Annotated in this window: 23 protein-coding genes; 13 read left to right on the forward strand and 10 right to left on the reverse strand. The window is 72.6% G+C overall.

From position 1 onward, the window contains the following. Positions 1–30: 30 nt before the first annotated feature. From BJ971_RS14845 to aceA, 3 genes are all read right to left on the reverse strand, one after another. The gene (locus tag BJ971_RS14845) at positions 31–1,506 is read right to left on the reverse strand and encodes a mannitol dehydrogenase family protein (protein ID WP_184993494.1); all 1,476 of its coding nucleotides are present in this window, start codon (positions 1,504–1,506) and stop codon (positions 31–33) included. Between the two features lie 169 nt (positions 1,507–1,675). After that, a complete protein-coding gene (aceB, locus tag BJ971_RS14850) occupies positions 1,676–3,271 on the reverse strand; it encodes a malate synthase A (protein ID WP_184993496.1) in 1,596 nt (531 codons plus the stop codon). Next, positions 3,271–4,560, reverse strand: a complete 1,290-nt coding sequence (gene aceA / locus BJ971_RS14855; protein ID WP_184993498.1) for an isocitrate lyase — start codon at positions 4,558–4,560, stop codon at positions 3,271–3,273. Before aceA ends, aceB begins: the two co-directional genes overlap by 1 nt. Positions 4,561–4,716: 156 nt before the next feature. Between aceA and BJ971_RS14860 the strand changes: the two genes are divergently transcribed. Next, positions 4,717–6,168: an XRE family transcriptional regulator gene (locus BJ971_RS14860; RefSeq protein ID WP_184993500.1), complete on the forward strand. Its 1,452-nt coding sequence runs from the start codon at positions 4,717–4,719 to the stop codon at positions 6,166–6,168. On the opposite strand, the gene BJ971_RS14865 is transcribed toward BJ971_RS14860, so the two are convergent. Then, on the reverse strand, positions 6,160–6,933 hold the full coding sequence (locus BJ971_RS14865; RefSeq protein WP_184993502.1) for a class I SAM-dependent methyltransferase: 774 nt from the start codon (positions 6,931–6,933) through the stop codon (positions 6,160–6,162). The genes BJ971_RS14860 and BJ971_RS14865 overlap by 9 nt on opposite strands. A gap of 86 nt (positions 6,934–7,019) precedes the next feature. Between BJ971_RS14865 and BJ971_RS14870 the strand changes: the two genes are divergently transcribed. Beyond that, on the forward strand, positions 7,020–7,679 hold the full coding sequence (locus BJ971_RS14870; protein ID WP_184993504.1) for a winged helix-turn-helix transcriptional regulator: 660 nt from the start codon (positions 7,020–7,022) through the stop codon (positions 7,677–7,679). Here the strand turns inward: BJ971_RS14870 and BJ971_RS14875 are convergent. Further along, entirely contained in the window at positions 7,654–8,535 is an 882-nt protein-coding gene (locus tag BJ971_RS14875; RefSeq protein ID WP_239087291.1) for a polysaccharide deacetylase family protein, read from the reverse strand. The genes BJ971_RS14870 and BJ971_RS14875 overlap by 26 nt on opposite strands. Positions 8,536–8,769: 234 nt before the next feature. Between BJ971_RS14875 and BJ971_RS14880 the strand changes: the two genes are divergently transcribed. The 4 genes from BJ971_RS14880 to BJ971_RS14895 all read left to right on the forward strand — a co-directional run bounded on the left by BJ971_RS14880 (position 8,770) and on the right by BJ971_RS14895 (position 11,237). Beyond that, positions 8,770–9,513, forward strand: coding sequence for a lytic polysaccharide monooxygenase (locus tag BJ971_RS14880; protein WP_184993506.1), 744 nt, complete (start codon positions 8,770–8,772; stop codon positions 9,511–9,513). A 74-nt stretch (positions 9,514–9,587) separates the two neighbouring features. Then, positions 9,588–10,127 carry a DUF305 domain-containing protein gene (locus tag BJ971_RS14885; protein ID WP_239087290.1) on the forward strand — a complete coding sequence of 180 codons (540 nt, stop codon included), beginning with the start codon at positions 9,588–9,590 and terminating at the stop codon, positions 10,125–10,127. A gap of 62 nt (positions 10,128–10,189) precedes the next feature. Next, positions 10,190–10,687: a MarR family winged helix-turn-helix transcriptional regulator gene (locus tag BJ971_RS14890; protein WP_377885238.1), complete on the forward strand. Its 498-nt coding sequence runs from the start codon at positions 10,190–10,192 to the stop codon at positions 10,685–10,687. Between the two features lie 16 nt (positions 10,688–10,703). Further along, positions 10,704–11,237 carry a GNAT family N-acetyltransferase gene (locus BJ971_RS14895; protein WP_184993510.1) on the forward strand — a complete coding sequence of 178 codons (534 nt, stop codon included), beginning with the start codon at positions 10,704–10,706 and terminating at the stop codon, positions 11,235–11,237. Positions 11,238–11,250: 13 nt separating this feature from the next. Here the strand turns inward: BJ971_RS14895 and BJ971_RS14900 are convergent, their stop codons facing one another. Beyond that, complete coding sequence (locus BJ971_RS14900; protein WP_184993512.1) at positions 11,251–11,889, reverse strand: response regulator; 639 nt, start codon at positions 11,887–11,889, stop codon at positions 11,251–11,253. Next, positions 11,886–13,061, reverse strand: a complete 1,176-nt coding sequence (locus tag BJ971_RS14905; RefSeq protein WP_184993514.1) for a sensor histidine kinase — start codon at positions 13,059–13,061, stop codon at positions 11,886–11,888. The genes BJ971_RS14900 and BJ971_RS14905 overlap by 4 nt, the downstream gene beginning before the upstream one ends. 153 nt (positions 13,062–13,214) lie before the next feature. Here BJ971_RS14905 and BJ971_RS14910 point away from each other — a divergent pair, with 153 nt between their 5' ends. Both BJ971_RS14910 and BJ971_RS14915 read left to right on the forward strand, forming a co-directional pair. Then, positions 13,215–13,997 (forward strand): ABC transporter ATP-binding protein, encoded by a 783-nt coding sequence (locus BJ971_RS14910; RefSeq protein ID WP_184993516.1) that lies wholly within the window; start codon positions 13,215–13,217, stop codon positions 13,995–13,997. Further along, a complete protein-coding gene (locus tag BJ971_RS14915; protein ID WP_184993518.1) occupies positions 13,994–16,552 on the forward strand; it encodes an FtsX-like permease family protein in 2,559 nt (852 codons plus the stop codon). Before BJ971_RS14910 ends, BJ971_RS14915 begins: the two co-directional genes overlap by 4 nt. Positions 16,553–16,600: 48 nt before the next feature. Here BJ971_RS14915 and BJ971_RS14920 read toward each other — a convergent pair whose 3' ends face one another. Then, positions 16,601–16,900 carry an antibiotic biosynthesis monooxygenase family protein gene (locus BJ971_RS14920; RefSeq protein WP_184993520.1) on the reverse strand — a complete coding sequence of 100 codons (300 nt, stop codon included), beginning with the start codon at positions 16,898–16,900 and terminating at the stop codon, positions 16,601–16,603. Positions 16,901–16,963: 63 nt separating this feature from the next. On the opposite strand from BJ971_RS14920, the gene BJ971_RS14925 reads away from it, so the two are divergent. Together BJ971_RS14925 and BJ971_RS14930 are read left to right on the forward strand one after the other, a co-directional pair. Continuing rightward, the gene (locus BJ971_RS14925; protein ID WP_239087289.1) at positions 16,964–17,818 is read left to right on the forward strand and encodes a hypothetical protein; all 855 of its coding nucleotides are present in this window, start codon (positions 16,964–16,966) and stop codon (positions 17,816–17,818) included. A 305-nt stretch (positions 17,819–18,123) separates the two neighbouring features. Next, positions 18,124–18,705, forward strand: coding sequence for a dihydrofolate reductase family protein (locus BJ971_RS14930; protein ID WP_184993522.1), 582 nt, complete (start codon positions 18,124–18,126; stop codon positions 18,703–18,705). Between the two features lie 381 nt (positions 18,706–19,086). Here BJ971_RS14930 and BJ971_RS14935 read toward each other — a convergent pair whose 3' ends face one another. Beyond that, positions 19,087–20,223 (reverse strand): hypothetical protein, encoded by a 1,137-nt coding sequence (locus tag BJ971_RS14935; protein WP_184993524.1) that lies wholly within the window; start codon positions 20,221–20,223, stop codon positions 19,087–19,089. A 136-nt stretch (positions 20,224–20,359) separates the two neighbouring features. Here BJ971_RS14935 and BJ971_RS14940 point away from each other — a divergent pair, with 136 nt between their 5' ends. Continuing rightward, the gene (locus BJ971_RS14940; RefSeq protein ID WP_184993526.1) at positions 20,360–20,998 is read left to right on the forward strand and encodes a GNAT family N-acetyltransferase; all 639 of its coding nucleotides are present in this window, start codon (positions 20,360–20,362) and stop codon (positions 20,996–20,998) included. 394 nt (positions 20,999–21,392) lie between these two features. Next, entirely contained in the window at positions 21,393–23,642 is a 2,250-nt protein-coding gene (locus tag BJ971_RS42120; RefSeq protein WP_203709181.1) for an N-acetylmuramoyl-L-alanine amidase, read from the forward strand. Between the two features lie 73 nt (positions 23,643–23,715). Here the strand turns inward: BJ971_RS42120 and BJ971_RS14950 are convergent, their stop codons facing one another. Next, the gene (locus BJ971_RS14950) at positions 23,716–25,392 is read right to left on the reverse strand and encodes an acyltransferase family protein (RefSeq protein ID WP_184993528.1); all 1,677 of its coding nucleotides are present in this window, start codon (positions 25,390–25,392) and stop codon (positions 23,716–23,718) included. 292 nt (positions 25,393–25,684) lie between these two features. Here BJ971_RS14950 and BJ971_RS14955 point away from each other — a divergent pair, with 292 nt between their 5' ends. Continuing rightward, the gene (locus BJ971_RS14955) at positions 25,685–26,539 is read left to right on the forward strand and encodes a CAP domain-containing protein (RefSeq protein WP_184993530.1); all 855 of its coding nucleotides are present in this window, start codon (positions 25,685–25,687) and stop codon (positions 26,537–26,539) included. The last annotated feature ends 30 nt before the right edge of the window (positions 26,540–26,569 follow it).

Here is a 26,569-nt window from a genome sequence, read left to right on the forward strand (position 1 = left end):
TCCGATCGCCGACAGTGGACGGTACCCCGCTCAGGCGGCCGCCAGCTCCTCCAGCGTCGCCCGCGCGCCCTTGGTGTGCAGGGAGGCCAGCACCGAGGCGTACGCGGACACGAACCGCTCGTTGTCGACCAGGTCGCCGAAGAGGTCCCGGTTCCGGATGAAGGCCAGCGGGTCCTCGCCCGAGCGCCGCGCCGCGGCGACCAGGGTGTCCCGGAGCCGGTCCACCACCTCGATGGGCCGGCCCTGCTCGTCGACGCCCTCGGCGTACCGGGCCCAGCTCGCCACGACGGCGGTGGCGCGCAGGATCTCGCCGCCGGTTTCGAGGTTGTGCCGGATCACGGGCAGCAGCCACTTCGGAATGCGGTCGGAGCTCTCCGCGCAGAGCCGCGCCACGGTGTCCTTCACCCGGGCGTTGGAGAACCGGTCGATGAGCTGGTGCCGGTACTCGTCGAGGTCGATGCCCGGCACCGGCTCCAGCGTCGGGGTGGCCTCGGCGTCCATGTACGCCAGCAGGAAGTCCGCGAACAGCCGGTCCTGCGCGACGTCGTGGACCAGCCGGTAGCCGGCCAGGTAGCCGAAGTAGCAGAGCGCCTGGTGGCTTGCGTTGAGCAGGCGCAGCTTCATCAGCTCGTACGGCTCGACGTCCTCGACGACCTGCACGCCCGCATCGTCGAACGGTGGCCGGCCGAGCGGGAACCGGTCCTCGAGCGCCCACTGTGTGAACGGCTCGCAGACCACCGGCCACGCGTCGTCGACGCCGAACCGGGTGCGGACCAGCTCGCGGTCGTCGTCGGTGGTCACCGGGGTGATCCGGTCGACCATGCTGTTCGGGAAGGCGACGTGCTCCTGCACCCAGGCGCCGAGCCCGGGGTCGAGCAGGGTGGCGAAGGCGACGAAGCTGCGGCGGGCGACGTGGCCGTTGCCCTGGATGTTGTCGCAGCTCATGATCGTGAACGGGTCCAGGCCGCGCTCGCGGCGCCGGGCCAGCGCCGCGGTGATCAGGCCGAAGGTGGTACTCGGCGCGGCGCCGGGCGTGAGGTCGTGCCGCACGCCGGGGTCGTCGGCGAGGAAGTCGCCGGTGACCGCGTTGATGTTGTAGCCGCCCTCGGTGATGGTCAGCGAGACGATCCGTACGCCGGGTGAGGCCATCTTCTCGATCACGGCTTCCGGGTCGTCCGGTGCGAAGAGGTACTCCCTGATCGAGCCGATCACCCGCGGCTCGAGCGTGCCGTCGGGCGCCTTGATCACCAGGGTGTACAGCCCGTCCTGCGCGCCGAGCGCCTCCTGCATGCGCCGGTCGGCGGGCATGACGCCGACGCCGCAGATCGCCCAGTCCAGCGCCGTGCCCGCGTTCATCAGGCGATCCAGGTACATCGCCTGGTGCGCCCGGTGGAAGCCGCCGACGCCGAAGTGGACGATCCCGGTGCGCAGCGCGCCCCGGTCGTAGGCGGGTGCGGGCAGGCCGTCCGGCAGGGACGGCAGACTCTTGGCATTGAGCGGCAACATCGGTGTTTCCTCCCAGCGCGGCTGACGGGTCCGAGGTCCTCAGCATCCCGTGAGCCCGCGCGCCGGGCACTTCGTACCGAATCTTTCGCATTGTCCGTGAACACTGGCAACGGCCCGGTGGCAGATCGCCACCGGGCCGTTTCGGAAGGGCCAATTTCCGCTTAGGGCGTCAGACCGACACCGCCGGCGCGAGCTTGCCGCCGGTCATGTGCCGCAGGTACGCCGGCAGGGTGAGGAACTCCGGGCAGGTCCGCTCGGAGAGCAGGACCGTCAGCAGCGTCCGGGCCTGCCCGAAGCGCCGCGCGGCGTCCTCGTCCAGGGCGCCGGTCTCGGCCAGCACGTCGAGCTCCTCGCGCAGCATCCGGGTGACCAGCCCGGCCGTGATCGGCACGCCGTAGTCGGTCGGGGTGCCCGTCGAGATCCACTGCCAGAGCTGGGTCCGGCAGATCTCGGCGGTCGCCGCGTCCTCCATCAGGCCGCCGAGCGCCACCGCGCCGCGCCCGCCGAGCCAGGCCGCCACGTAGCGCAGTGCCACGCTGACGTTGGTCCGCAGCGCGACCTCGCTGACCGAGACGGCGGTGGCCCGCACGTCCAGCAACTCCTTGGCCGTGACCCGGACGTCGTCGCGCTTGCGCACGATCTGGTTCGGCTCGAAGCCGAGCCACTGGTCGAAGACCTCCTTGCAGGTCTCGACCAGGCCGGGGTGTGCGACCCAGGAGCCGTCGAAGCCGTCGCCGACCTCGCGCCGCTTGTCCTGGCGGACCTGGTTCAGCGCCCGCTTCGCGGCCACCGGGTCCCGGCTGGGCACGACGGCGGCCATGCCGCCGATCGCGTGCGCCCCGCGCCGGTGACAGGTCCGGACCAGCAACTCCGTGTACGCCCGCATGAACGGTGCCGTCATCGTCACCTGCGACCGCTCCGGCAGCACCACGTCGGGGCGGTTCTTGATCATGCTGAACAGGTAGTCCCACCGGCCCGCGTTGAGCCCCGCCGAGTGCTCGCGCAGCTCGTAGAGGATCTCCTCCATCTCGAAGGCGGCGGTGATCGTCTCGATCAGCACCGTCGCGCGGATCGTGCCGCGGGGGATACCCAGCAGGTTCTGCGCGAAGACGAAGACGTCGTTCCAGAGCCGCGCCTCGAGGTGGCTCTCGAGCTTGGGCAGGTAGAAGTACGGGCCGCTACCGCGGTCGATCTGCTTCTGCCCGCAGTGGAACAGGTACAGGCCGAAGTCGAACAGCGAGGCCGAGACCGCACGCCCGCCGATGCGCACGTGGCACTCCGGCAGGTGCCAGCCGCGCGGCCGCACCATGACGGTCGGCAGCTCGTCGCCGACCCGGTACTGCCGCCCGTCGGGCGCCGTGTAGTCCAGCTTGCCGTCCAGCGCATCCCGTAGGTTGCGCTGGCCTGAGACGACGTTGTCCCAGGTCGGCGCGGTAGCGTCCTCGAAGTCGGCCATCCACACCTTCGCGCCGGAGTTCAGCGCGTTGATGGTCATCTTCCGCTCCGGCGGGCCGGTGATCTCCACCCGCCGGTCGGTCAGGTCCTCGGCGGGGGGTGCCACGGACCAGGTGTCGTCGATGCGGATCTGCTTGGTCGACTCGAGGAAGTCCAGCTCCGTGGTGCGGGTCGCCCGGCGACGCCGGCGCCGTTCCAGGAGCTGGACCCGTCGCGCGCCGAACTCCCGGTCCAGCGCCACGACGAATTCGATCGCCTCGGGGGTGAGGATGTCGGTGTAGTCGGACGCCGCGACGGTCACAGTTTCCATCAGAATTGCTCCGCTTCGGTCGAGCCGGACAGCGCGGTGGTGGAGCTCTCCGGGTTCAGCGCCGTCGAGACGGCGTCGAAGTAGCCGGTGCCGACCTCAGCCTGGTGCTTGGTCGCCGTGTAGCCGTTGGCCTCGGCCGCGAACTCGGCCTCCTGCAACTTCACGTACGCGCTCATGCCGGTCTCGCCGTAGCCCTTGGCCAGCTCGAACATCGAGTGGTTGAGGGCGTGGAAGCCGGCGAGCGTGACGAACTGGAACTTGTAGCCCATCGCGCCGAGCTCCTTCTGGAACCGGGCGATGTCGGCGTCGTCGAGGTTGCGCTTCCAGTTGAACGACGGCGAGCAGTTGTACGCGAGCATCTTGCCCGGGTGCTCCTTGTGCACTGCCTCGGCGAAGGAGCGGGCGAACTCCATGTCCGGCTTGCCGGTCTCGCACCAGATGAGGTCGGCGTACTCGGCGTAGGCGACACCGCGGGCGATGGCGGCGTCCGGGCCGCTGCGCACCCGGAAGAAGCCCTCGGCGGTGCGCTCGCCGGTCAGGAACGGGCGGTCGCGCTCGTCCACGTCGGTGGTGAGCAGGTCCGCCGCCAGGGCGTCGGTGCGGGCGATGATGAGGCTGGGCACGCCGGCCACGTCGGCGGCGAGGCGGGCGGCGTTCAGCGTGCGGATGTGCTGGGCCGTCGGGATCAGCACCTTTCCGCCGAGGTGGCCGCACTTCTTCTCCGACGCGAGCTGGTCCTCCCAGTGCACGCCCGCCGCGCCCGCGGCGATCATGGCCTTCATCAGCTCGAACGCGTTGAGCGGGCCACCGAAGCCGGCCTCGGCGTCGGCGACGATCGGGGCCAGCCAGTCACGCTCGTTCTTGCCGGCCGCGTTGTCGATCTGGTCGGCGCGCAGCAGCGCGTTGTTGATGCGGCGCACCACCGCCGGCACCGAGTTGGCCGGGTAGAGGCTCTGGTCCGGGTAGGTGTGCCCGGACAGGTTCGCGTCGGCCGCCACCTGCCAGCCGGACAGGTAGATCGCCTTGAGCCCGGCCCGGACCTGCTGCACGGCCTGGCCGCCGGTCATGGCGCCGAGCGCGTTGATGTAGTCCTCGTTGTGCAGCAGGTCCCAGAGCCGGCGGGCGCCCCGCTCGGCGAGGGTGTGCTGCTCCTGGACGGTGCCACGAAGCTTGACGACGTCCTGCGCCGTGTAGCTGCGGCGCACGCCAAGCCAACGGGGATCGCCGGCCCACGCCCGAGTGAGGTCCGCTGCGGTACCGCCCCTGACTTCGGTCAGCTGATCAGTCATGTGAATTAGCCCTTCGGTGCTTTGCCTTGGTGCCTGGCTTGTTGGTGCCTGGCTTGGTGCCTGGGTGGAAGAAGTTCACTGTCACGCAGGGTGCAAGCCCTAAAGAAGGCACTTGTGAGGAGAAGAATCGAGAATCTTCTGCTAGCGTCAAAACCTATGACGGCTTCACCTTCCGACGCCACGGTCGACCTCGTGACGCTCGGGCAGCGCCTGCGGCACCAGCGCCGCGCCAAGGGCATGACCCTCGATCAGCTCAGCGCGGCGGTCGGCCGCGCGCCCTCGCAGCTCTCGCTGATCGAGAACGGCAAGCGGGAGCCGAAGCTCAGCGTGCTACAGGCGATCGCGGGTGCTCTTGGCGTACAGATGCAGGATCTTCTGCGGCCCGAGGCGCCGAGCCGGCGCGCCGGGCTCGAGATCGAGCTGGCCCATTTTCAGCGGGAGTCGGCCTACGCGGCGCTCGGCCTGCCGACGGTGCGTGCCGGGCGGCGGCTGCCGGCCGACGCGCTGGAGTCGCTGATCGGGCTGCACCGGGAGCTGACCCGGCTGCTCACCGAGCAGAGCGCCACCCCGGAGGTGGCCCGCCGGGCCAACCAGCAGCTGCGGGTCGAGATGCGCGAGCGCGACAACTACTTCGAGTACATCGAGCAGGCCGCGGCGAAGGTGCTCCAGTCGGTGCGGCACACCACCGGCCCGCTGTCGCAGCGCGGCATCCTCGACATCGCCGCGCAGCTGGGCTTCTCGTTGCACTACGTGAGCGACCTGCCCGGCTCGGCACGCTCGGTGACCGACCTGCGCAACCGCCGGATCTACCTGCCGCAGGTGGCCAGCGGCAAGGGACACGACCCGCGCGCGGTGGTGCTCCAGACGCTCGGCCACTTCGTGCTCGGCCACAACGACCCGGGCGGCTACCGCGACTTCCTGCGCCAGCGGGTCGAGGTGAACTACTTCGCGGCGGCGCTGCTGATGCCGGAGAAGTTCGCGACCGAGTTCCTGCGCGACGCGAAGGCCGACCGGGCGCTGGCCATCGACGACTTCCGCGACGCGTTCGGCGTCTCCTACGAGACCGCGGCGCACCGCTTCACCAACCTGGTGACACACCACTTCGGCATCCCGGTCCACTTCGCCCGGGTGCACGAGAGCGGCACGGTCTACAAGGCGTACGAGAACGACGACGTCCGCTTCCCGACGGATGTCACCGGGGCGATCGAGGGCCAGCACGTCTGTCGCAAGTGGGCGTCGCGCACGGTGTTCGCCGCCGACGACCCGTACTCGTCGTTCTACCAGTTCACCGACACCGGCTCCGGCACCTACTGGTGCACGGTGCACGTGGAGTCGACCCGCTCCGGCGAGTTCTCGGTGACGGTGGGCACGCCGTACGAGCACGCGCGCTGGTTCCGCGGCGGCGACACCACCCGGCGCACCGTCTCGAGCTGCCCGGACCCGAACTGCTGCCGCCGCCCGCCGGCGGAGCTCGTCGACCGCTGGGGCGGGCAGGCCTGGCCCAGCGCCCGGGTCCACTCGCACCTGCTGGCGGCGCTGCCGCCCGGCACCTTCCCGGGCGTCGACGCACAGGACGTCTACGAGTTCCTGCAGCGCCGTTCAGAGTGACGCGACGAACAGGTCGACCTCTATCGGCGCGGCGACGGCACCGGCCGGGTCGACGAACGGCGCCATCGCGGTGCGGCAGCCGGCCACGATCCGGTCGTGCGTCGCCCGGTCGACGCCGTCCGCGATCGGCAGCAGCTCGGCCGTGAGGAACGTGTCGAGGTCGTCCATCCGGGTCGCGTCCCGCCACCTCTCGTGGCGCTCGACGCGCAGGCCGGCCGCGGCGAACAGCGCCGGCTCGCCGGCGCCGAAGTAGCCGCCGATCAGGTCGAGCGCCGCGGTCCCGGCGTGCCGGGCCACCACCTCGGTCAGCGCCACGTAGCCCGGGCTGGCGGCCAGCCGTCCCGGCACCTGCACCACGACGCGCCCCCGCGGGCCGGCGACCCGGCCCATCTCGCGCAGCGCGGCCACCCGGTCGGCGAAGAACATCAGGGCGGCCTGCGACGCCACCACGTCGAACGAGGCGTCGCCGAAGGGCAGGACGCCCGCGTCGCCGGTCAGCCAGCGCAGGTCCGGCCGGACCCGGCGGGCCACGGCGAGCATCGCCTCGCCGCGGTCCAGCCCGACGACGCCGCCGGGCCCGGCCCGGTCGGCGGCGGTCCGCGCCACGATGCCGGTGCCGCACCCGACATCCAGGATCGACGACCCGGGTACGGGCGCGGCGGCGTCCACCAGCCGTCGCGCCCAGCCGGCGAAGAGCGCCGGCACGAAGGTCGACTCGTAGAACTCGGCGGCCCGCGCCGACAACGCATACGTCTGCTCGGTCATGCCCTCACGCAACCACCGCCTCCAGGGGCCGGAAAGTTCGAAGAACGAACTTCCCCCGCCCGGCCGCCGGGGCGCAGGGTGGGTGGATGCGAGGCTACGGGCAGTACTGTCCACTGGCGCTGGCCGCCGAGGTCTTCGCCGAGCGCTGGACACCGATCATCATCCGGAACCTCTCGCTCGGCTGCACCCACTTCAACGAGATCCTCGACGGCGCGCCGGGGCTGTCGCGCAGCGTCCTCTCGCAGCGGCTGCGCCTGCTCGAGCGCACCGGCGTGGTCGGCAGGACGCGGACCGGCAGGTCCACCGCGTACGGCCTGACCGTCAGCGGCCGCGAGCTCGCCGGGGTCTGCCTGGCGCTGGGCGCCTGGGGCGCGCGCTGGCGCCAGGTCCGGCCCGAGGACCAGGATCCCTACCTGGCGCTGTGGACCCTGTCGAGGATGATCGACCCGGCCACGCTGCCGCGCCCGCGGGTGGTCGTCCTCTTCCACATCACCGGTCACCGCGCGCCGAACCGCTTCTGGCTGGTCCTGGCTGCGACCGGCAACGAGGTCTGCGTCAGCGCGCCGGGCTACCCCGAGGACGGCCAGGTCACCACGGACGTCGCCGGCCTGGTCCGCTGGTACGCGGGCGAGGCGACCCTCGGCGCGGTGCAGCGCGCCGGCGGCATGGCGGTGCGCGCGCCGGGCTGGCTGGTGCGGGAGCTGGCCGGCTGGGGCGCGCTCAGCCCGTACGCCCGGACGGGCTGACCCGGGCCGCCGGCCGGCGGGGGATGTAGTCCTCCAGCAGGGCCGGCGTCAGGCCGGCCCGGTGTATCGCGCGCAGCGCGGCCAGGAAGTCCTTCACGAACGCCGGGCGGAAGTGCATCAGGATGATGTCGCCGCGCTGGACCGCCTTCCCCTCCTGGTAGCGGACCTTGCCCTTGTGGACGGTCTCCTTCCACATGAAGGCCGCGTCGATGCCGCAGTCGTGCGCCGCGCGCAGGGTGGTGGCGTCCCGGGTGCCGAACGGTGGCCGGAACAGCACCGGCCGCCGCCCGTAGAGGTGGCCGAGGCGATCGGCCGACCCGCAGATCTCGTGGCTCTGGAACGCGTACGACCGGCCGCGCAGCTGAGGGTGGGTGATCGTGTGCGCCTCGATCACCGCGCCGTGCTGCTGTAGCCGGGCGAAGTACGGCTCGTCGTCGCGGATCGCGTCGGTGGTGAGAAAGAGGGTGACCGGTACGCGCGCGGCCGCGAGCAGTTTGGGCGCCTCGGGCGACCTGATGAAGCCGTCGTCGATGGTGATGAACGCGACCGGCTGGTCGGTCGGTATCCGCGACAGGTACGGCACGCTCCCGGACCTCGGCAGCGTGATGGGCCGCGGCGGCGGCGCCGGCGGGAAGACCGGGATGTCGGAGAGCGCCCAGCCGACCGGCGGCGGAGCCTGGGAGGCGGACGGCGCCGCCGGTGCCGCGAGGACCGGCCCCGGGCTCGCCGCCGGGCTCGGCGAGGCGGCCGGGCCCTGCGGCATGGCCTTCGCACCGCCCCGGCCTGCGGAGCAGCCGGTTGCCGGCAGCAGGGCGACGGCGGCGACCAGGGCGAGGACCCGGCGGTTCAAGATCACATTGACCACGGTAGCAACGCCCGCAAAGCGCGCAGCGCAGGCAAATCGGCACGGAACGCGATCGGGGCTGGTGAGGCATCGAAAAACTTCGTTAGGTCTATTTACTGTTAACAAGCTTTAACTTATGTTGAACGGACAGCCGACGGAGCTTTCCCATCGGGCGATCTCGATGCCCGCGGCAGGCCGGGAGCCCCCACCCCGGCCTGCCGGCCCCCCCATGAAGAGGAGCGCTTCATGAGACGAAGACTGACCCTGCCGATGCTGACCGTTGCCACGGTCGGCGCCTCGCTGTTCATCGCCGTCGCGCCCGCCTCGGCGCACGGCTACATCTCCTCGCCGCCCAGCCGCCAGGCCAACTGCGCCAGCGGCGCGGTGGCCAACTGCGGCGACATCATCTACGAGCCGCAGAGCGTCGAGGCGGCCAAGGGCTCGATGCAGTGCAACGGCGGAGGCAGCCGCTTCGCCGTGCTCAACGACAACAGCCGGAACTGGCCCGCCGCGTCGGTCGGCCAGACGGTGACGTTCAACTGGGTGCTCACCGCCCGGCACTCCACCACCAACTGGGAGTACTTCATCGGCGGCACCCGGCTCGCCAACTTCAACGACGGCGGCGCCCAGCCCGGCGCCACCAAGTCGCACACGGTCAGCATGGGCGGCTTCAGCGGCCGGCAGACCCTGCTGGCCAGGTGGAACATCGCGGACACCGCGATGGCGTTCTACTCCTGCGTGGACCTGAACATCGGCGGTGGCGGCGGCACCCCGCCGACCACGCCGCCCACCACCACCCCGCCGACGAACCCGCCGACCAACCCGCCCACGACGCCGCCGCCGGCCGGTGGCACCTGGCGGGCCGGCACCGCGTACGCGGTCGGCAGCACCGTCACCTACGGCGGCCTCTCGTACCGGTGCCTGCAGGCGCACACCGCCCTCGCCGGCTGGGAGCCGCCGAACGTCCCGGCCCTCTGGGCCCGGATCTGACCCGCACCATCGGACGGGTCCACCGCCGCCGGCGCGTGGACCCGTCCGGCTTTTCCGCACCGGGAGGTTCGATCGTGCGCCGCCTCTTCGCCGCCGTCCTGCTGGTCGTCGCCCTGGCGGGCTGCGCCGCCGAGCCGGACCCGCCGCCGCCCGCCTTCAACGCCACCGACGTGATGTTCCTCCAGATGAGCCTCGACTACATCGGACAGGGCGACCAGGTGGTGGCGCTTGCCGAGCGGCGCGCCGGCGACCCGCGGGTGCGGGCCCTGGCGATCGAGCTGCGGGGCCAGTGGCAGGGCGAGTCGGCGACGATGCGGCGCTGGCTCACCGGCTGGCAGCAGCCGCCGTCCGCGGACCCCGCGGCCGGCGCGCACGCGGGCCACGGCGAGCTGCACTCGCTGCGCCCCTCCGACCTCGCCGAGCTGGAGGCCGCCAAGGGCACCGACTTCGACCGTACGGCGGTCAGCCTGCTCCTCGGTCACCTGCACAACTGCGTCGAGTTGACCCGGATGGAGGCGACCGGCGGGCAGTACCCGCCCGCGAAGGCGCTCGCCGAGACGATGACCAGGCAGCGACAGGGCCAGATCCAGCGCATGCTCGCCCTTGCGGCGTAATCCTTGTTTCGGCGGCAGTCCACCCCTGCTTGAAGCTTCAATTTCGCAGTACGATGATGTGCGTGACCGTCGAACCCGCCGGATCTCCCCGCTGGCTCAGCGCGGGCGAGCTGCACGCCTGGCTGCCCATCGGCGGCCTGCTCCTCAAGCTGCCGGCCGCCCTGGACGCGCAGACGCTGCGTGACTCCGGCCTGAGCCACTTCGAGTACCTGGTGCTCGCGAGCCTCTCCGAGGCGCCGGAGCGCACCCGCCGGATGAGCGAGCTCGCCGCCCTGGCGAACGGCTCGCTGTCCCGGCTGTCACACGTGGTGAAGCGCCTGGAGAAGCGGGGCTGGATCGAGCGAAAGGCCTGCCCGTCGGACGGGCGGTACACCAACGCGGTGCTCACCGCTGCCGGCTGGGAGAAGGTCCTGGCCAGCGCGCCCGGGCACGTCGCGGCGGTCCGGGCGCTGATCCTGGACGCCCTGTCCGCCGAGGAGCTCGAACGGTTCGGCGACATGGCCCGGCGGATCCTCGACCGCCTCGAACCCGGGGACGCCCGCGCCGCCTTCCCCGGCTGACGGCTATCGTCACGTCGTGGCTGAGCTGATCGCACCGACCGCACGCCTGCACCGCGCCTGGCTGGACTCCCGGGACGAGTGGGGGCGCGACACGCACCAGGACGGTGCCGGCCTGCGCGCGGGCGACGAGGTCGACACCCCGGACGGCTTCGCCGCCTGGGTGCGCCGCCTGCTCGGCGAGTCGGACCCGGCGAACCCGGTGCCCGAGGGCTGGGTGCACTGCACCTACTGGTGGATCGTAGAGGACGGCGAGGTGAAGGGCGCGATCGCGCTGCGCCACGAGCTCAACGACTTCCTCGAGCGCGCCGGCGGTCACATCGGCTACGGCGTACGGCCGTCGGCGCGCCGCCGCGGCCTGGCGTCGTTCGCGCTCGGCGAGGTCCTGCGCCATGCCGGCAAACTCGGCTTGAACCGGGTCCTGATCACCTGCAACGTGGCCAACGATGCCTCGCGCCGCGTGATCGAGCGCAACGGCGGCGTGCTGGAGGACATCCGCGACACGGAGATCGGCCGGCTGCGCCGCTACTGGATCGACGTCTCCGGCGACTGAGCCGACCGGCCGATCAGCCGACCAGGCGGCGCTCCCAGGCCCATGCGGCGATCTCCACCCGGTTGCGGGCGCCCAGCTTGGTCTGGACGCTGCCCAGGTGCGTCTTGACCGTGCCGACCGAGATGAAGAGCTTGGTGGCGATCTCCGCGTTCGTCAGGCCGCGGGCCGCCAGCTTCACCACGTCCAGCTCGCGCGGCGACAGGCCGCCGTCGTCGCCCGCCGGCGCCGGCGGCGACAGGTGCTCCAGCAGCCGTACGGTGATCGACGGGCTGATCAGCGCGTCACCCGACATCGCCGCGCGGACCGCCTCGACCAGCAGCGCCGGCCCCGAGTCCTTCAGCAGGAAGCCGGCCGCGCCGTTGCGCAGCGCCTGATGCACGTACTCGTCGAGGTCGAAGGTCGTCACCACGACCACCTTGATGGGGTCCGCGACGCCCGGGCCGGCGAGCAGCCGCAGGGCCTCGAGGCCGTCCATCCGGGGCATCCGGATGTCGAAGAGCGCCACGTCCGGCCGCAGCTTGCGGGCCATCGCCACCGCCTCGACGCCGTCCGCGGCCTCGCCGACCAGCTCCATGTCCGGCTGCGCGCCGATGATCATCCCGAAGCCGGTACGCACCATCGCCTGGTCGTCGGCGATCATCACGCGGATCACCGCGCCACCTCCTGGTCGAGCGGCAGGGCCGCGTCGACCACCCAGCCTCCGTCGATGCCCGGCCCGGCGGAGATGCGCCCGCCGACCGCGCGGACCCGTTCCGTCAGGCCCACGAGACCGTACCCCGGCGCCTCCCGCGGCGCGGTGGCGCGCGGCGCGGAACCGTCGTTCGCCACCCGGACCAGCAGCCAGTCGGGGGTACGGCGCACCCACACGTCGGCGACGCGCGCACCCTGGGCGTGCCGGCGGATGTTCGTCAGCGCCTCCATCACCACCCGGTACGCCGACGTGGACACCTCCACCGGTATCCCGGCCGTGCTCCCGTCCACGTGCAGCCGGGCCAGCACCCCGCCCGAGTTGCCGAACTGGTCGAGCAGCGGCCCGAGCTCGTCGACGCCGGCCAGCGGCGCGAGCGGCGCGTCGGGCCGGGCGTTCGGGTCGCGCAGCACGCCGACCATCCGGCGCATCGACGCCATCGTCTCGGCGCCGGCCGCCTCGATCTGCTCGAGGGCGAGCATCACCCGCTTCGGGTCCTGCTCGGCGACGAAGCGGGCGCCCTGCGCCTGCACCACGATGCCGGTCACGTGGTGTGCGATGAAGTCGTGCAGGTCGCGGGCGAACTCGGTGCGCTGCTCGGCCCGTACCGAATCGATCGCCCGCTGCCGGGTCGACTCGATGGTGCGCAGGTAGACGGCCAGGCCGATGACCGCGGTCGCGGCCAGGCCGAGAGCCAGGCCGGCGATGACGTAGTCGGCCGTCAGGCCGCCGCGCAGCGGCATGAAGCCGATCGCCATGCCGATCGGCAGCACGGCGGCGACCGCCCACTGCGCGTCGCCCCGGCGGGTGACCACGTACATGACGCCGAGCAGGCCGACCGCCTCGGCCAGCCCGAAGCTGCCACCGACGCCGCCGGTGACCACGGCGAGCGCGATCGTCAGCAGCAGAGAGCACCCGGCGAGCAGCATCGCGATCTTCGGCAGACGCTTCGAACCCTGCCGGTGCCGGGGCAGCCAGACCAGCGCGGTCGCCACCGCGCTGACGATCATCACCGGCGCGAGCAGCAGGCTGCCGCCGCTGGTCAGGGTGCTCAGGTCGATCAGGCCGAGAACGGCCATCAGGACCAGGGCGGCGACCTGGCCGGAGTGGAACAGAAGATTCTTTCGCGTCAACATCGTGACCCAGCGTAACCGCTGGTCAACGCCCCTCCATCGGCCGAAAGTCAGACCCGGGCCGGGCGGTTGTCCCCGCTGCGGGCCGATGCGCGGGCCGCCGCTCTGCCATCAGGATTCTCCCAGTTTCACCGACCCCGCCCTCGGAGGCTCCTGATGAGAACGCAGTCCCCGGCCATCGCGCCGGCACCCGCCGGACCGGACGACGGCATGACCGCCGTCGCCGCCGTGGACCTGGTCAAGGTGTACGGCAGCGGAGACACCGCCGTACGGGCACTGGACGGCGTCACCGTCGGCTTCGCCCGGGCACAGTTCACCGCGATCATGGGCCCGTCCGGCTCCGGCAAGTCGACGCTCATGCACTGCCTCGCCGGCCTGGACACGGCCACCTCGGGCCGGGCTCTGCTGGGCGGCACCGACCTCACGACGCTGAGCGACAAGGTCCTCACCAAGGTCCGCCGCGAGCGGATCGGGTTCGTCTTCCAGTCCTACAACCTGCTGCCGCAGCTCACCGCCGAGCAGAACATCACCCTGCCGCTCGACCTGGCCGGCCGGCGCGCCGAACGCGGCCTGTTCGCGCACCTCGCCGACGTGCTCGGCATCACCGGGCGCCTCGCGCACCGGCCCAGCGAGCTCTCCGGCGGCCAGCAGCAGCGGGTCGCCCTGGCCCGCGCGCTGGTCTCCCGCCCCGAGGTGGTCTTCGCCGACGAGCCGACCGGCAACCTCGACTCGCGCTCCGGCGCCGAGGTGCTGACGTTCCTGCGCGACTCGGTGCGCGACCTCGGACAGACCATCGTCATGGTCACCCACGACCCTGGCGCGGCCGCCTACGCCGACCGGGTGGTGCTGCTCGCCGACGGCGCGGTCGCCGGCGACCTGGACCGGCCCGGCCACGCGGAGATCGCCGACGCCCTGCGCGACCTGGGTGCGCGCCGATGACCGTGTTGCAGACCCAGCTGACCGGGGTCGCGCGGCGCCCGGCCCGGCTGCTGCTGACCGGCCTGGCGATGCTCGTCGCGTCCTTCGTGGTCTACGCGACAGTGCTCGCGCAGCAGATCGCCGAGCGCACGATGCTCGACGGGCTCAGCGGCACCCCCGCGGCCGTCGACCTCGTCGTCGGCCCGGACAGCCCCGACGGCGCGCCCTTCCTCACCGCCGACCACCTGGCGAAGATCAGGGCCGTGCCCGGCGTCGCCGAGGCGGTGGGCCGGGCGGAGACCGCCGGAACCACCGGCGGGCAGTACCTGAACCTGACGGCCGACCCCGGCAGCGGACCGCTCGCGGTCACCCACGTCACCCAGGGCCGCTTCCCGGCGGCGCCCGGCGAGATCGCCGTCAGCCCCCGTACGGCGGACCGGCTCGGCCTGCCCGTCGGCACCGCCGTCACCCTCTTCACGGCCTGGGACGACAAGGGCAACCCGGCCAAGCCGGTGAAGTTCACCGTCACCGGCCTGGTCGACGCCCGGGACGACTACGGCTTCACCGGGTACGCGCCGGAGAGCACCGTCGCACCACTCGCCCCCGACGGCCTGCTGGCGCGGGTCGACCTGCGGCTGTCGCCCGGCGCCGACGCGGCCGCCGTGCGCGCGGAGGTGGAACGGGTCGCGCGGTCCGGGCCCGCACCGGCCGAGGGCTACGAGCGCCCGCGGGTCCGCACCGGCCTCGCGGTACGCACGGCCGAGGCCAACAAGGCGGCGGCCGACCTGAACGCCCTCTTCGCCGTGGTCGCGATGTTCGTGGCGATCGCCGTCATCGCCGCCGGCCTGGTCGCCACGTCCACGTTCCGGATCGTCTTCGCCCAGCGGATGCGCCAGCTGGCGCTGCTGCGGGCCGTCGGCGCCGGGCGCGGCTCGATCAGCCGGGCGCTGGCCGCCGAGGGCGCGCTGACCGGCCTCGTCGCCGGCGTGGCCGGCGTACTGGGCGCCCTCGCCGCCGGCCACGCGCTGCCGCCGCTGCTGCGCGCCCTCGAGCTCAGCGTCGCCTCGCCCGGCTGGCCCGTGCTGCCCGCGGCCGGCGTGGTCCTGCTGTCGGTGACCATCACGGTCCTGGCCGTGCTCGCACCGGCGTTCTCGGCCGCCCGGGTCTCCCCGCTCGAGGCGCTGCGGTCGTCCGGCACCACCGGCGCCCGCCGCGACATCGGCGTCCTGCGCTGGGCGTTCGGCCTGCTGTTCGCGCTGGGCGCGGCGGCGTCGGCCGCGTACGTCATCGCCGGACTGCCGGGCCGCGACGACGAGGACTACCGGGTGGAGCCGATGCTGCTCATGGTCGTCGTCTCGGGCGCGCTCGCGTTCTTCGCCCTGATGGCCCTCGGGCCGGTGCTGGTGCGGCCCGTGCTCGCCACCGTCGGCTGGCCGGTGCGGCGCCTCGGCGCGGTCGGCCGGCTCGCGGTCGGCGGGGTCGGCGGTGCGCCCCGGCGGGCCGCCGCGGTGTCCGTGGTCGTGGCGCTGGGCGTGACCCTGATCGCGGGGCTCGTCGTGACCGGGGCCTCGATCCGGGTACTCGCCGACCGGGAACTGGCATCCTCGGTGCCCGCCGACTTCGAACTGACCTCCGGCGGCGACGCCACGCTGCCCGCCGCCGTGTACGACCAGGCGAAGGCGAGCACCGACCTGGCGCACGTCACGCCGTACCGGCGGCTCAACGACGTGCGGGTCGGCGGCTCGGAGTACGGGCTCGCCGCCACCGACCTGGCCATGAAGGGCCTGCCGGCGCTCGACAAGATCGACGTCTCGGCCGGTTCGCTCGCGGACATCGGCCCCGGCCGGATCGCCGTCTCGGGCTTCGCCGCCGACGAGACCGGCCTGAAGGTCGGCGACACCACGACCCTGGCCGCCGCCGGAAAGACCGCCCGGGTACAGGTGGTGGCCACCCTGCCCGACGGGGCACCGCTCCAGTCCTACCTGCTGCTCGACCCGGCCGACCTCACCGGCCTCGGCGCCCCGGCCGGCTACTCGGGCCTGCTCGCCGACGCGGCGAACACCGGCGAGGAGGGCCGGACCGCCGGGCAGAAGGCGTTGCGGCAGCTCGCGCAGGGCCGTACCGGGGTGGGCGTCACCGTCCTGGCCGACCAGCGCGACCAGCTCAACCTGGTCCTCAACGGCGTACTCGCGGTGGCGCTCGGGCTGATCGGGCTGACCGTGCTGATCGCGGTGGTCGGCGTCGGCACGACGACGGCACTCTCGGTGGTGGAACGGGTACGGGAGTCCGGCCTGCTGCGGGCGGTCGGCCTGTCCCGCGGCGGCCTGCGGGTGATGCTCACCGCGGAATCCAGCCTGTACGGCGTCATCGGCGCCACGATCGGCCTGCTCCTCGGCGTCCCGTACGCCTGGCTGTCGATCAAGGCACTCGGGGTGAACGCGCCGCTGTCGCTGCCGGTGTGGCAACTGGCCGCGGTCTTCGCGGCGCTGGTCACCTTCACCGCGCTGGCCGGGGTGCTGCCCGCCCGGAAGGCCTCGCGGGTCAGCCCGGTCGCCGCCCTGGCCACCGACGGCTGACGAGGACGTGTCCGGCCCCCGGCGGCTCCGGCCGCCGGGGGCGTCCGGTCAGGTCACCGTGTAGTGGGTGACGGTCTCCTCGCGGCCGATCAGGAAACGCTCGTCCTCGGGGTAGAAGACGGCCCGCGAGATGTCGTCGCCGGCGAAACCGCGGATCGCCTCCGCGGACTCCCACCAGCTCAGCGTCACCACCTCGGTGCGGCCGTCGCCGAGGTCGCGCGTCCACATCTGCGCATCGACGTTGCCCGGAGTCCGCCGGTATTCGGCCATGCCGGTCCGGTTGATGTAGTCGACGTATTCCCCGGCACCTTCGGTCGCGACCCAGCCGCGCCACATGCGTGCGATCACCCGACCGAGCCTAGCGGCCGTACGAATTGACATCGGCGTGGATGATGTCGACGTCAAGGTGCCATGATCATCGCGGAGGTCGGGCCACACATGGTGAGTCGGTGGCGGCGCGAGGTCTCGCGCGCGGACCAGATCATGGAGGCCCTCCAGCGGGCACCGGAGGCCATCGACGTGCGCGGCGCCCGGCGATGGCGGTGGGCCGACGAGCACTGGCGCGACTGGCTGCGCCGGTCCGGCACCGCGATGGAGCTGTTCACCCGGCGCAACGAGAGCGACGAGTACCGGTACCTGCTGGGCGCGGACGCCTACCGGGACCAACTGGTGGAGGCGCTGTCCCGCGCTCGGCCCCGGGACTGCGCGGCCGCCGGCTTCGGCTGCACCCGGCGCATCGACCGCGCCTGCCGCGGCCCGGAGATCTGCTCCCGGGACCGCGCGGAGGCCCCGGACGACCGGACCCACCGGGAGGGCCCGCTCCCCGGTGCCTGCGACTCGTTCTACCTGGATCTCGGCGAGGGCCGCGCCTGGATCGGGTTCAGCGCGGGTGACCGGCACCGCGCCGTGCTGTGGTGGGAGAACACCTCGTCCGGGATGCTCTGGATCGACGGCACCCGGGTCGGCGGGGACCAGACCCTCGACACGTCCGGCCGATGGCTCGACGACCGGTTCTACACGGTCCAGGCCGAGGGGCCGGAGGACCATCCGGCACAGGAGTACGGGATGGGAAGCCTGAGCAGCCGCATCAGATCCCTCCTGCTCCACGACGCCGACCGTTCCTCGACCCGGCTGCTCACCCCGACACCGGACGAGCTCTGGACCGACCCAAGGATCGTCCGCAGCGGCGAGTCTCTGCTGGTCCACGCCCGCCCGGACGACATCAGGACCGGAACCCCACCCACCCGCATCCTCCCGACCGGATAACGACAAGCAACCGCGACTCTCCATTCGTAATAACCGGAACGAGACACGTCGAGTAATCGCCAGGACGCGCGATACCCGCCCCGGCGCACTATTGCCGATATTTCCTTTTGTTTCTCGGCCAGATGAGCGACCAATTCCGGGCGTTCACCGGGCTCACGCCGCCCGGTGCGTCGAAGTCCGGCGGTGGTTCCCGCGCGAACATCCCGGCCACGCGCGGGACGGCCGCTGACGGCCGATTGATTTCTTACCGGAGCGACAGCTCACGGCACGCTAATTTGGGGGGACCTCACAGCAAGGAGAGCCCCGTGGGCAAGGTGGTCATGTACAGCTCGGTGTCGGTGGACGGCTTCATCGCGGACGAGAATGATCAGCCCGGGCCGCTGTTCGACTGGTTGTCCAGCGGTGACGTCCCGTTGGACGAGAGCGGCTACGTGAAGGTGTCGCAGACCTCCTACGACTACACCCGGGCGTACTGGGACCAGATCGGGGTGACGATCGCCGGCCGCCACGTCTTCGACATGACGGACGGCTGGGACGGGAAGCCTCCGAGCGGGATCGACCACGTGGTCGTCGTGACACACCGGCCGGCGCCCGAGGGCTGGGACCCCGAGGCGCCGTTCCATTTCGTCGACGGCGTCGAGGCGGCCGTGGCCAAGGCCCAGGAGCTGGCGGGTGACCGCCTGGTCGAGGTCGCCGCCGGCGATGTCGGTGGCCAGGCGCTTGCCGCGGGCCTGGTAGACGAGGTGCGCATGGACGTCGTACCCGTGGTGTTCGGGTCCGGCAAGCGTTACTTCGGGTCGGTCGACGCGCAGCACCTGTTGGAGGATCCCGACGTGGTGCTTCAGAGCAACCGGGTGCTTCACCTGCGCTACCAGGTGCGCCGCTGACCGATCCGACGTGGCCGGGTCCGGCCGGGCGGGTCCGCTGCGGGGCTGCGGGGCGTCGCTCGTCCGGGTATGCGGTGGGGCGCTCATCGTCTCGGCTGCGCAGCCGGCGCAGCCGCCGGGCGTGGCGTTGAGCGAGGCCCCACGCGCGGTGCCGCTCGGGGGAGTAGTTGCGAGATGCGGTGCGGTCACGCATGGCGGCCAACTCGCTCGTGGTGAAGAATTGAAGCTGCCGCATGGATTCATTATCCCGGACCGGCCGTCATTTGTCCTTTCCGATCCGTTTTCGATCATGCCAACCTATCGACCGCGAACAGTGGCGGCGAATGGTTGCGCGAATTAGACGAACACGGTAATAAGGCGAGCGAATTAAGTAGCCGGGAGTCAGTCCCAGGTGATGGTTTCGGCGTCGGGGAGGTCGGTTACGGCGCTGCGGTCTTCGCGGGACAGGATCTCCAGGAGGGTGGTTGCCTGCTGGACGGTCACGTGGAGGCCGTGGGACCGCTTCGTCGAGGGGTCGGGGGTCTCCAGCCAGAGTCGGCCCTCTTCGGTGCACTCCACCTGGATCACGGCGTCCGAGCGGGACGTGAAGACGGCCCAGTTGCCCGGTGTTCGCAGGATCTGGCGGTCCAGGCGGGCCGTGCACCTGTCCAGGGTCTCCAGCACGGGCAGCGACGCCGAGCCGCGGTCCAGCGTCTGGTACCGCAGCTCCAGGACGTCGGTCTCCGGCGTACCAGGTGAGACCGTGACCAGGTCGTCCAGGCTCTCGCCCAGGAAGATCGGGGCGAGCCTCGCCCACAGGTCGTGCCTCGGCAGGTCGACCGGTGCCGTCGTGCCGTCGGGGTAGGTGAGCGTGCCGACGCCGCGGTCCCAGCGGCGCTGCAGGACGAGGGCGTGGCCGTCCATGGCGCGGATCTCGACCCGTACCTCCGCGGGGCCCTCGGGTGCGACCCGGGCCAGGATCCGCTCGGCCTGCCACGGGTGGAGTCGCTCCGATCGGCGAATCGCGCCGCCGGGCCAGTCGTCGAGCAGGCGGGCGTCGGCGCGGGGTACCGGGTGGCGGTTCCAGTCGTCGAGGCGGTGGGCGAGGCCGGTGCCGTGTGGCGAGATCGCCCGGCGGAGGTCCCGCTCCGCCTCGCCGGGGAGGATCTCGCTGTGGTGCACGGCCACGACGGTCACGGTCCGCTCGTCCAGTTCGGGATCGAGCTCCGGGTCCTCGCCGGGGCCGAGCACGAGCGCGCGGTCGAGCCGCAGGCCGGGTACGTCGATGGGGATCGGCCGGACCGTGCCGGGCGCGACCGGGTGCACGTCGAGCAGGGCCCGTGCCACGTCCTCGCGGAAGGAGCCCGCGCTCGCGCGCAGCATCGTGATCCGGCCGTCGCGTACCCGGCGGGCGGTCGTGAGCGTTCCGGCGGGCAGGCGGATCGTGTCGATGAGTACCGGATGGCCGCCGATCGTGCTCGGCGCCTGGTCGCATCGCCGGGCCCGGCGGATCCGTTCGGCGATCTCCTCGTCGGTCATCCGCCTATTTTGATCAACTCCTAACCGGCGACGGCGGGCAGGATCGACAGGGCGGCGGGCGGGCCGCGCAGAATGGCCGGTGCGGAGCCCGCGGCGAGGCGGCCCGGGACGCGAACGACGGATCGAGGGGGCGGGCGTGGACGACTGGCCGCTGTTCGGGCTCCGGCTGCGGTGCGGGGAGGTGACGCTCCGGGCCGTACGGGAGGACGACCTGGCGCGGCTCGCCGCGATCCTGCCCGACGACTTCGAGCAGGATCCCCGGCTCGAACGCCTTCCCGGCCTGAGCGCCGCGGCGCAGGAGCGCGCGCGGTTCTGTCAGGGGTACTGGCGCGCGCTCGGCGCCTGGTCGCCGTCGTCGTGGAGCCTGCACCTGGCCGTCGGGTACCAGGGTGAGCTGGTCGGCGTACAGACGCTGGAGGGGGAGGACTTCCCGGCGTTGCGGACCGTCGACTCGGCGTCCTGGCTGACGCGCGGGGTGCGCGGGCGCGGGCTCGGGGTCGCGATGCGCACGGCGGCGCTCGGGCTGGCGTTCGAGCGGCTGGGCGCGGTCGCCGCGGTGTCGTCCGCGGTGCCGGCGAACGCGGCCTCGCTGGGTGTCTCGCGGCGCATCGGGTACGCGGAGAACGGTGTCGGTCTGGTCGTCGCGCCGGGCGGCCGGGTGGTCGAGCTGCGGCACCTGCGCCTCACCGCGGACCGGTGGCGGGCGGCGGGACACGGGAGCTCGGTCACGATCTCGGGCTTCGAGCCGTGCCGGCCGTGGTTCGGGCCGGCCTGAGGGGCGGCCTGAGGGGCGGCCTGTATCCAAGGATCCTAGGATGGCCCAGGCGCTGTGCGCCGCCCCACCTCAGCTCGTTCAGCCGTGACGGTTCGCGGTTTTGCTTGGGTGTCGGCCGTTCGGGTCGAAGGGGATGGTGCCGCGCGGGCGCGTCCCGGTTCGGGCCGTTCGGGTCGGTCTGCGTGGTGCGGGATCGATGGCCGTCATCGTGCGTCCGGGGTTCGGACCGTTCGGGTCGTTCCACACGGCCGAACGGGGGAAGCGGCACAGGCAGGCGGCACGTATCAAGATACGTCCACTTCGGACCGGCCCGGGCCTGCCGCGCAGAGATCGGCGAACCGATACTCTCACGGCCGATCAGCCGCTCATCGCGGCCATGTACACGGGGGTACGAGTGAATCAACGGCAACTCGTCGGAGTCGTCGCAGGCTCGGCGGTACTCGTCGCCGGGGCGACGGTGGTGGCGCTGAACCTTCCCGGCGGATCGGCGCCCGAGGCGTCGCGGGCCGCGCCGGTCGCGGCGGCGGAGCCCGCCGCCGTGGAGCCCGTTGTCGACGACGGCGACGGCAAGCCGGTGAAGGCCAGCCTGCACACCCTCGACGTCGCGCCGCCCGCGCCCGGCGCCCGGCGGGTCGAGGTGCGCAAGCGCGGCACCGAGAAGTTCAGCCTGCTCGGCCTGACCTGGTCCGACCCGGCGCTGACCGTCGGCGGCACCGTCGAGGTGCGTACCCGGGCGGTCGGCACGGGCCGCTGGAGCGGGTGGCAGACCCTGGAGACCGCGGGCACCCGCGGCCCCGACAGCGGTGACGAGGCCAAGGGCGATCTCCGCGGCGGCAGCGAGCCGCTGTGGGTCGGCCCGTCCGACGGCGTCGCCGCGCGGGTGGTGAGCGCCGAGGGCGCCAAGCCGCTCCCGGCGGGGCTGCGCCTCGACCTCGTCGACCCGGGCCGCAAGGCCGGTTCCAGCGCGGGACAGGGCGGCGGCCTCGCGCTCGAGCCGAGCGACCCGGCCACGGTGGCGCCGAGCGAGAGCGCCGCGCCCGCCGCGAGCACCGCGGCGCCCGCCGGCACCACCGAGGCGCCCGCGGCACCGGCCCCGGCGACGACCACGGCACCGGCCCCGGCGAAGGGCAAGGGCATCGCGGCGGTCGCGCGGGTGCCGCTGCCGTCGTACACCAGCCGGGCCGGGTGGAACGCGGGTCCGGCGAAGGCCGAGCCGGCGGTGGCGGACGCCGTGAACGTGATGTTCGTGCACCACACCGCGGACGGCGGCAACGCATACAACTGCGCGGACTCGCCGGCGCACGTGCGCGCGATCCAGACGTACCACATGGGCAGTCAGGGCTGGGACGACATCGGCTACAACTTCCTGGTCGACAAGTGCGGGAACCTCTTCGAGGGGCGCGGCGGCGGCGTCGACCGGGCCGTCGTCGGCGCGCACACCTACGGCTTCAACACCGGGACCGCGGCGATCGCGGTGCTGGGCACCTACACGGCCGAGGGCGCCGCCGAGCCGGCGCGCAAGATCATCTCGCAGGTCGCGGCGGCGCGGCTCACGGCGTACGGCTTCGACCCGGGTACGACCGCGGAGCTGACCGAGCGCGCGACCGACGGCAAGTTCCCGCACCTGTCGGTGCAGACGTTCCAGCGCGTCTCCGGGCACCGCGACGGTGTCGCCACCGCGTGCCCCGGCGACGGCCTCTACGCGCAGCTGCCGGCCATCCGGATCGAGGCGTCGGCGCGGGTCCTCGGCTTCAAGGCCGGCGCACCGACCGGCGGCGTCTCGTCCGGCGGTAAGTACTACGTCAAGGGCAAGGCCACCCTGAGCTGGTCGGCGGCGACCCCGTCGGCGTCGATCGACCGGTTCGAGCTGCTGGTCGACGGCGCGGCCCGCGCCACCCTGCCCGGCACGGCCCGCTCCGGCGCGGTCGACGTCCCGTCCGGTACGCACCGGCTACAGGTCCGGGCGACGCACGTCAGCGGCAACGCGGACACGACGGCCGCCGCGACGGTCATCTCGGACGTGACCCTCCCGGCGATCTCCGCGCCGTGGCTGGGCCTGCGCACCGGAACGGTGAGCACGACCTCGGTGCCGGTCGCGGTGAACTTCAAGGCGTCCGACAACGTCAAGGTCGCCTGGATCGGCGGCACGTCCCCGTCGAAGGCGACGCTGTCGGCGACCGCGACGACCTGGAAGACCTCGGCGAAGCCGGGCGCGGCGGTGACGTTCGGCGTGTCCGCCAAGGACCTGGTGGGCAACGTCCGCAACACCTCGGTGACCCGTACCACGGCGCTGCTGGCGGAGACGTCGGCGAAGAGGTCGGGCACCTGGACGAAGAAGTCGGCCAAGTCGCACCTCAACGGCAAGGCGCTGTACGCCTCGAAGAAGAACGCCAAGCTGACGTTCACCTTCACGGGCCGGTCGGCGGCGCTGATCGTCGGCCGCTTCAAGAACTCGGGCAAGGCGACCGTCTACCTGGACGGCAAGAAGGTGTCGACGATCGACACGAAGGCCGGCAAGACGACGTACCGCCAGGCGGTCTGGGCCAAGAGCCCGGCGTACGGCAAGCACACGGTCACGATCGTGGTGCTGGCCACGAGCGGCCGCCCTGGTGTCACGGTCGACGGCCTGGCCTACGTCAAGTAGGGCCCGGTAACCGGCGGCGGCCGGGTGCGCGACCATCGGGTCGCGCGCCCGGCCGTTCGGCGTTTCGGCGGCCTCAGCGGCCCTCGTCGGAGTCCCCGCCGAACCACGACGTCGCCGCGGCCGGTTCGTCGTCGTGCCCGCGGGACTGCCCGGGTGCGATCCGGGCGCGAAGGTCCTGGCGGCCCAGGTCGTCGAGGCGCTGCCCGCCGTCGGGCAGCCCGAACGCCACGGCGGCCTCGGGATACGGCGCGACCGGCGGCCTGCCGTACCCGCTCGCGCCCGGCGCGGACCGGTCGGCGGCGGTGTCCGGTGCCGGTGACCACGTCGCCCGTTCGCCGCCGTGGGCGGCGTGCATGGACGGAACCACCGGCGGCCTGCCGTATCCGCTCGGGTCCGGCGCGGACCGGTCGGCGGCGTCGTCCGGTGCCGGTGGCCACGTCGGCCGGTCGCCGCCGTGAGTCGCGGGCGTGGACGGGATCACCGGCGGCCCGGCGAAGCCGCCACCGTGCGCGGCGTGGTCCGCCGCGGCGACATGCTCGCTCGCATGGCGGGGCGCCGGTGGCTTGGCCACGGGCACGGACGGCTCCGGGTCCGGCCCGGCGCCGGACGCGGCCGCGACCGAGGCGGGCTCGGGCCCGAACCCGTTGGACCTGGTCCGTCCGCTGCGCGGGCCGGGCTCCGGTTCCGGGGCCGGCTCCGCGGCCGGCCGGCGGCGACCGGATACCGGCCACAGGGCGGGGCGCCGGCGGGCCGCCACGTCCTCGACCCAGCCGAGCGCCAGCACCGCCAGTACCGTCAGCCCGATCGCCGCGACCAGGTCGACGGGACCGTCCATGATGTCGAGATCGTCCAGCGCCAGCACGGTCAGCACCGGCCAGATCGCCGCGATCGCGATGTTGTGCCACAGGTAGATCGTCACCGCCCGGGCGTTGAGGAAGTCCACGGCGCCGTCGAGGGCCCGGTTCTTCGCCAGCCAGGACATGTCGGGCTGCCAGCGCAGGGCCAGCAGCACGAACGCCAGGGACCACAGGGCCTGCGACTCCGATACCTCGTTCAGGTCGTAGCCGTCGCCGCCGCCGTGCCCGCGCAGCCAGTACAGCGCCAGGCAGCCCATGGCCGTCGACACGCCGAGGACCACCGGCGGGCGCAGGCGGGCCAGGCGGCCGTCGTGGTGGGCGAAGCCCGCGATCCAGCACGCACCGTAGGTCGCGAAGTCCCACATGGCCGCGTCCGCGCGGCCGAACGGCAGCGAGAACCCGGTCTTGTCGAGGAAGGCGATCAGGAGGATCGGCGCGGGCACCGCGGCCCAACCGATCTTCTTGTACGCCAGGTACAGCAGCGGCGACAGCACCACGAACCAGAGGTACGCCCGGATGTACCAGAGGGGTTCCCACACGTCGATGCCGCGTTCGCTGCCCGGCGGGTCACCGATCGGCAGCAGCCACAGGCCCAGCTTCCAGGTGAACGGCTCGTCGCCGCCGTCCTGGTCGGCCCAGCCGAGGTACAGCATCGCCGGCACGGCGATCAGCGCGAGCGCCCAGAGCGGCGGTAGCAGGCGGCGCAGCCGGGAGGTGATCACGGCGCCCGCCGACCGTCTGTCCAGCGATGCCGCGGTCAACGATCCCGCGAGGGCGAACATGATGCCCATGGCGGGCAGCAGGATCGACAGCCATGGCCAGCCGAACAGGTGGTAGACGATCACTCGGACGATGGCGGCGGCCCGGAGCAGGTCCAGGTAACGATTGCGCACCGCAGAACGCTAGCCATGTGCGCACCCGCCGATGAACCTCCGGATCGGCTCTCATGTAGACCCGCGCGGGTTACCCCGAAGGAATGAAGTGTCCGTTTCCTCCGTGCGACTGTGCGTTCGCCGTGATCCGTTTCGACGGGCATAACCGCAGGTCAGGGCGCATTGTGGCAGAAATGTCGCCGCCTGGCGGCCGAAACCGGGAGCAGTCACCCGGTGGATGGTTGTGACGTTGGGCCGTCTTGAGAGCGACGTGCACGGGGCGCGGCGCCGCGAGCAGAGGGGAAGAAACGGGATGCGCAGACCTGCTCTCGTAGTGGCCGCCGCGGTCTCGGCGGTACTGGCCGGCGGGATCATGGTGGCCACCACCGCCGGCGCCGAGGAGACTCCGGACGCCGTGTCGATCCCGTTGATCCAGTGGCCCGGCCTGTCGACGGTTCCGCAGCTGCCCGCCCTGGGCGCGCCGGAGGTGCCGGACGTCGTCGACGCTCCCGCCGTACCGGATGATCCGGGTCCGGGTGCCGCGCAGGACGAGCCCGCCGACGATGCCGGGCCGGGCGGCGCCGCGCGGCCGGCCGGCGCGGCCGACCGGCCGGACCGGCCCGACGACGACGTGACCGACCCCGCGGCCGACGACGACGCGGTCGATCCCGCCGTCGACGACGACCGGCGGAACAAGTCGAGCAAGGGTGACCGGCCCGGTTCCCCTGCCGCGGCGCAGCGGGACGTCACGCCCGACCAGGCGCTCTCCGCCGACCCGCGCAGCACGGTGCAGCAGCAGGCGCTCGACCTGGTCAACCAGGCCCGCAGGCGCGGCGGCTGCGACGAGGTGACCGTCGACCGCCGGCTGATCCTGGCCGCGAACCGGCACGCGTCCGACATGGCCCGGCGCGGCTACTTCGCGCACGAGGACCTCCGCGGCGAGCGGGCCGGCGACCGGGTCGAGGCCGCGGGCTACCAGTGGAAGCGCTACGGCGAGAACATCGCGCGGGGCCAGGAGAGCGTCTTCGAGGTCGTCGACGGGTGGATGAACAGCCCGGAGCACCGCGAGAACATCATGGATTGCCGCCTGCACCAGGTCGGCCTGGGTCTGGCCTTCGCCGGGGACCGTACCTCCTACTGGGTGCAGGACTTCGCCACCCCGCAGTGACCTGTATCCCCCTGGATTCGTGCCAGGGTC

Source organism: Amorphoplanes digitatis, assembly GCF_014205335.1.
In the GTDB taxonomy this organism is placed as follows: domain Bacteria; phylum Actinomycetota; class Actinomycetes; order Mycobacteriales; family Micromonosporaceae; genus Actinoplanes; species Actinoplanes digitatus.

What these genes read in the sequence shown, in the direction of transcription:
- BJ971_RS14845 (WP_184993494.1), bottom strand. Translation starts at nt 1,506, where the DNA reads ATGTTGCCGCTCAATGCCAAGAGTCTGCCGTCCCTGCCGGACGGCCTG.
- aceB (WP_184993496.1), bottom strand. Translation starts at nt 3,271, where the DNA reads ATGGAAACTGTGACCGTCGCGGCGTCCGACTACACCGACATCCTCACC.
- aceA (WP_184993498.1), bottom strand. Translation starts at nt 4,560, where the DNA reads ATGACTGATCAGCTGACCGAAGTCAGGGGCGGTACCGCAGCGGACCTC.
- BJ971_RS14860 (WP_184993500.1), top strand. Translation starts at nt 4,717, where the DNA reads ATGACGGCTTCACCTTCCGACGCCACGGTCGACCTCGTGACGCTCGGG.
- BJ971_RS14865 (WP_184993502.1), bottom strand. Translation starts at nt 6,933, where the DNA reads ATGACCGAGCAGACGTATGCGTTGTCGGCGCGGGCCGCCGAGTTCTAC.
- BJ971_RS14870 (WP_184993504.1), top strand. Translation starts at nt 7,020, where the DNA reads ATGCGAGGCTACGGGCAGTACTGTCCACTGGCGCTGGCCGCCGAGGTC.
- BJ971_RS14880 (WP_184993506.1), top strand. Translation starts at nt 8,770, where the DNA reads ATGAGACGAAGACTGACCCTGCCGATGCTGACCGTTGCCACGGTCGGC.
- BJ971_RS14905 (WP_184993514.1), bottom strand. Translation starts at nt 13,061, where the DNA reads ATGTTGACGCGAAAGAATCTTCTGTTCCACTCCGGCCAGGTCGCCGCC.
- BJ971_RS14910 (WP_184993516.1), top strand. Translation starts at nt 13,215, where the DNA reads ATGAGAACGCAGTCCCCGGCCATCGCGCCGGCACCCGCCGGACCGGAC.
- BJ971_RS14915 (WP_184993518.1), top strand. Translation starts at nt 13,994, where the DNA reads ATGACCGTGTTGCAGACCCAGCTGACCGGGGTCGCGCGGCGCCCGGCC.
- BJ971_RS14925 (WP_239087289.1), top strand. Translation starts at nt 16,964, where the DNA reads ATGATCATCGCGGAGGTCGGGCCACACATGGTGAGTCGGTGGCGGCGC.
- BJ971_RS14935 (WP_184993524.1), bottom strand. Translation starts at nt 20,223, where the DNA reads ATGACCGACGAGGAGATCGCCGAACGGATCCGCCGGGCCCGGCGATGC.
- BJ971_RS14955 (WP_184993530.1), top strand. Translation starts at nt 25,685, where the DNA reads ATGCGCAGACCTGCTCTCGTAGTGGCCGCCGCGGTCTCGGCGGTACTG.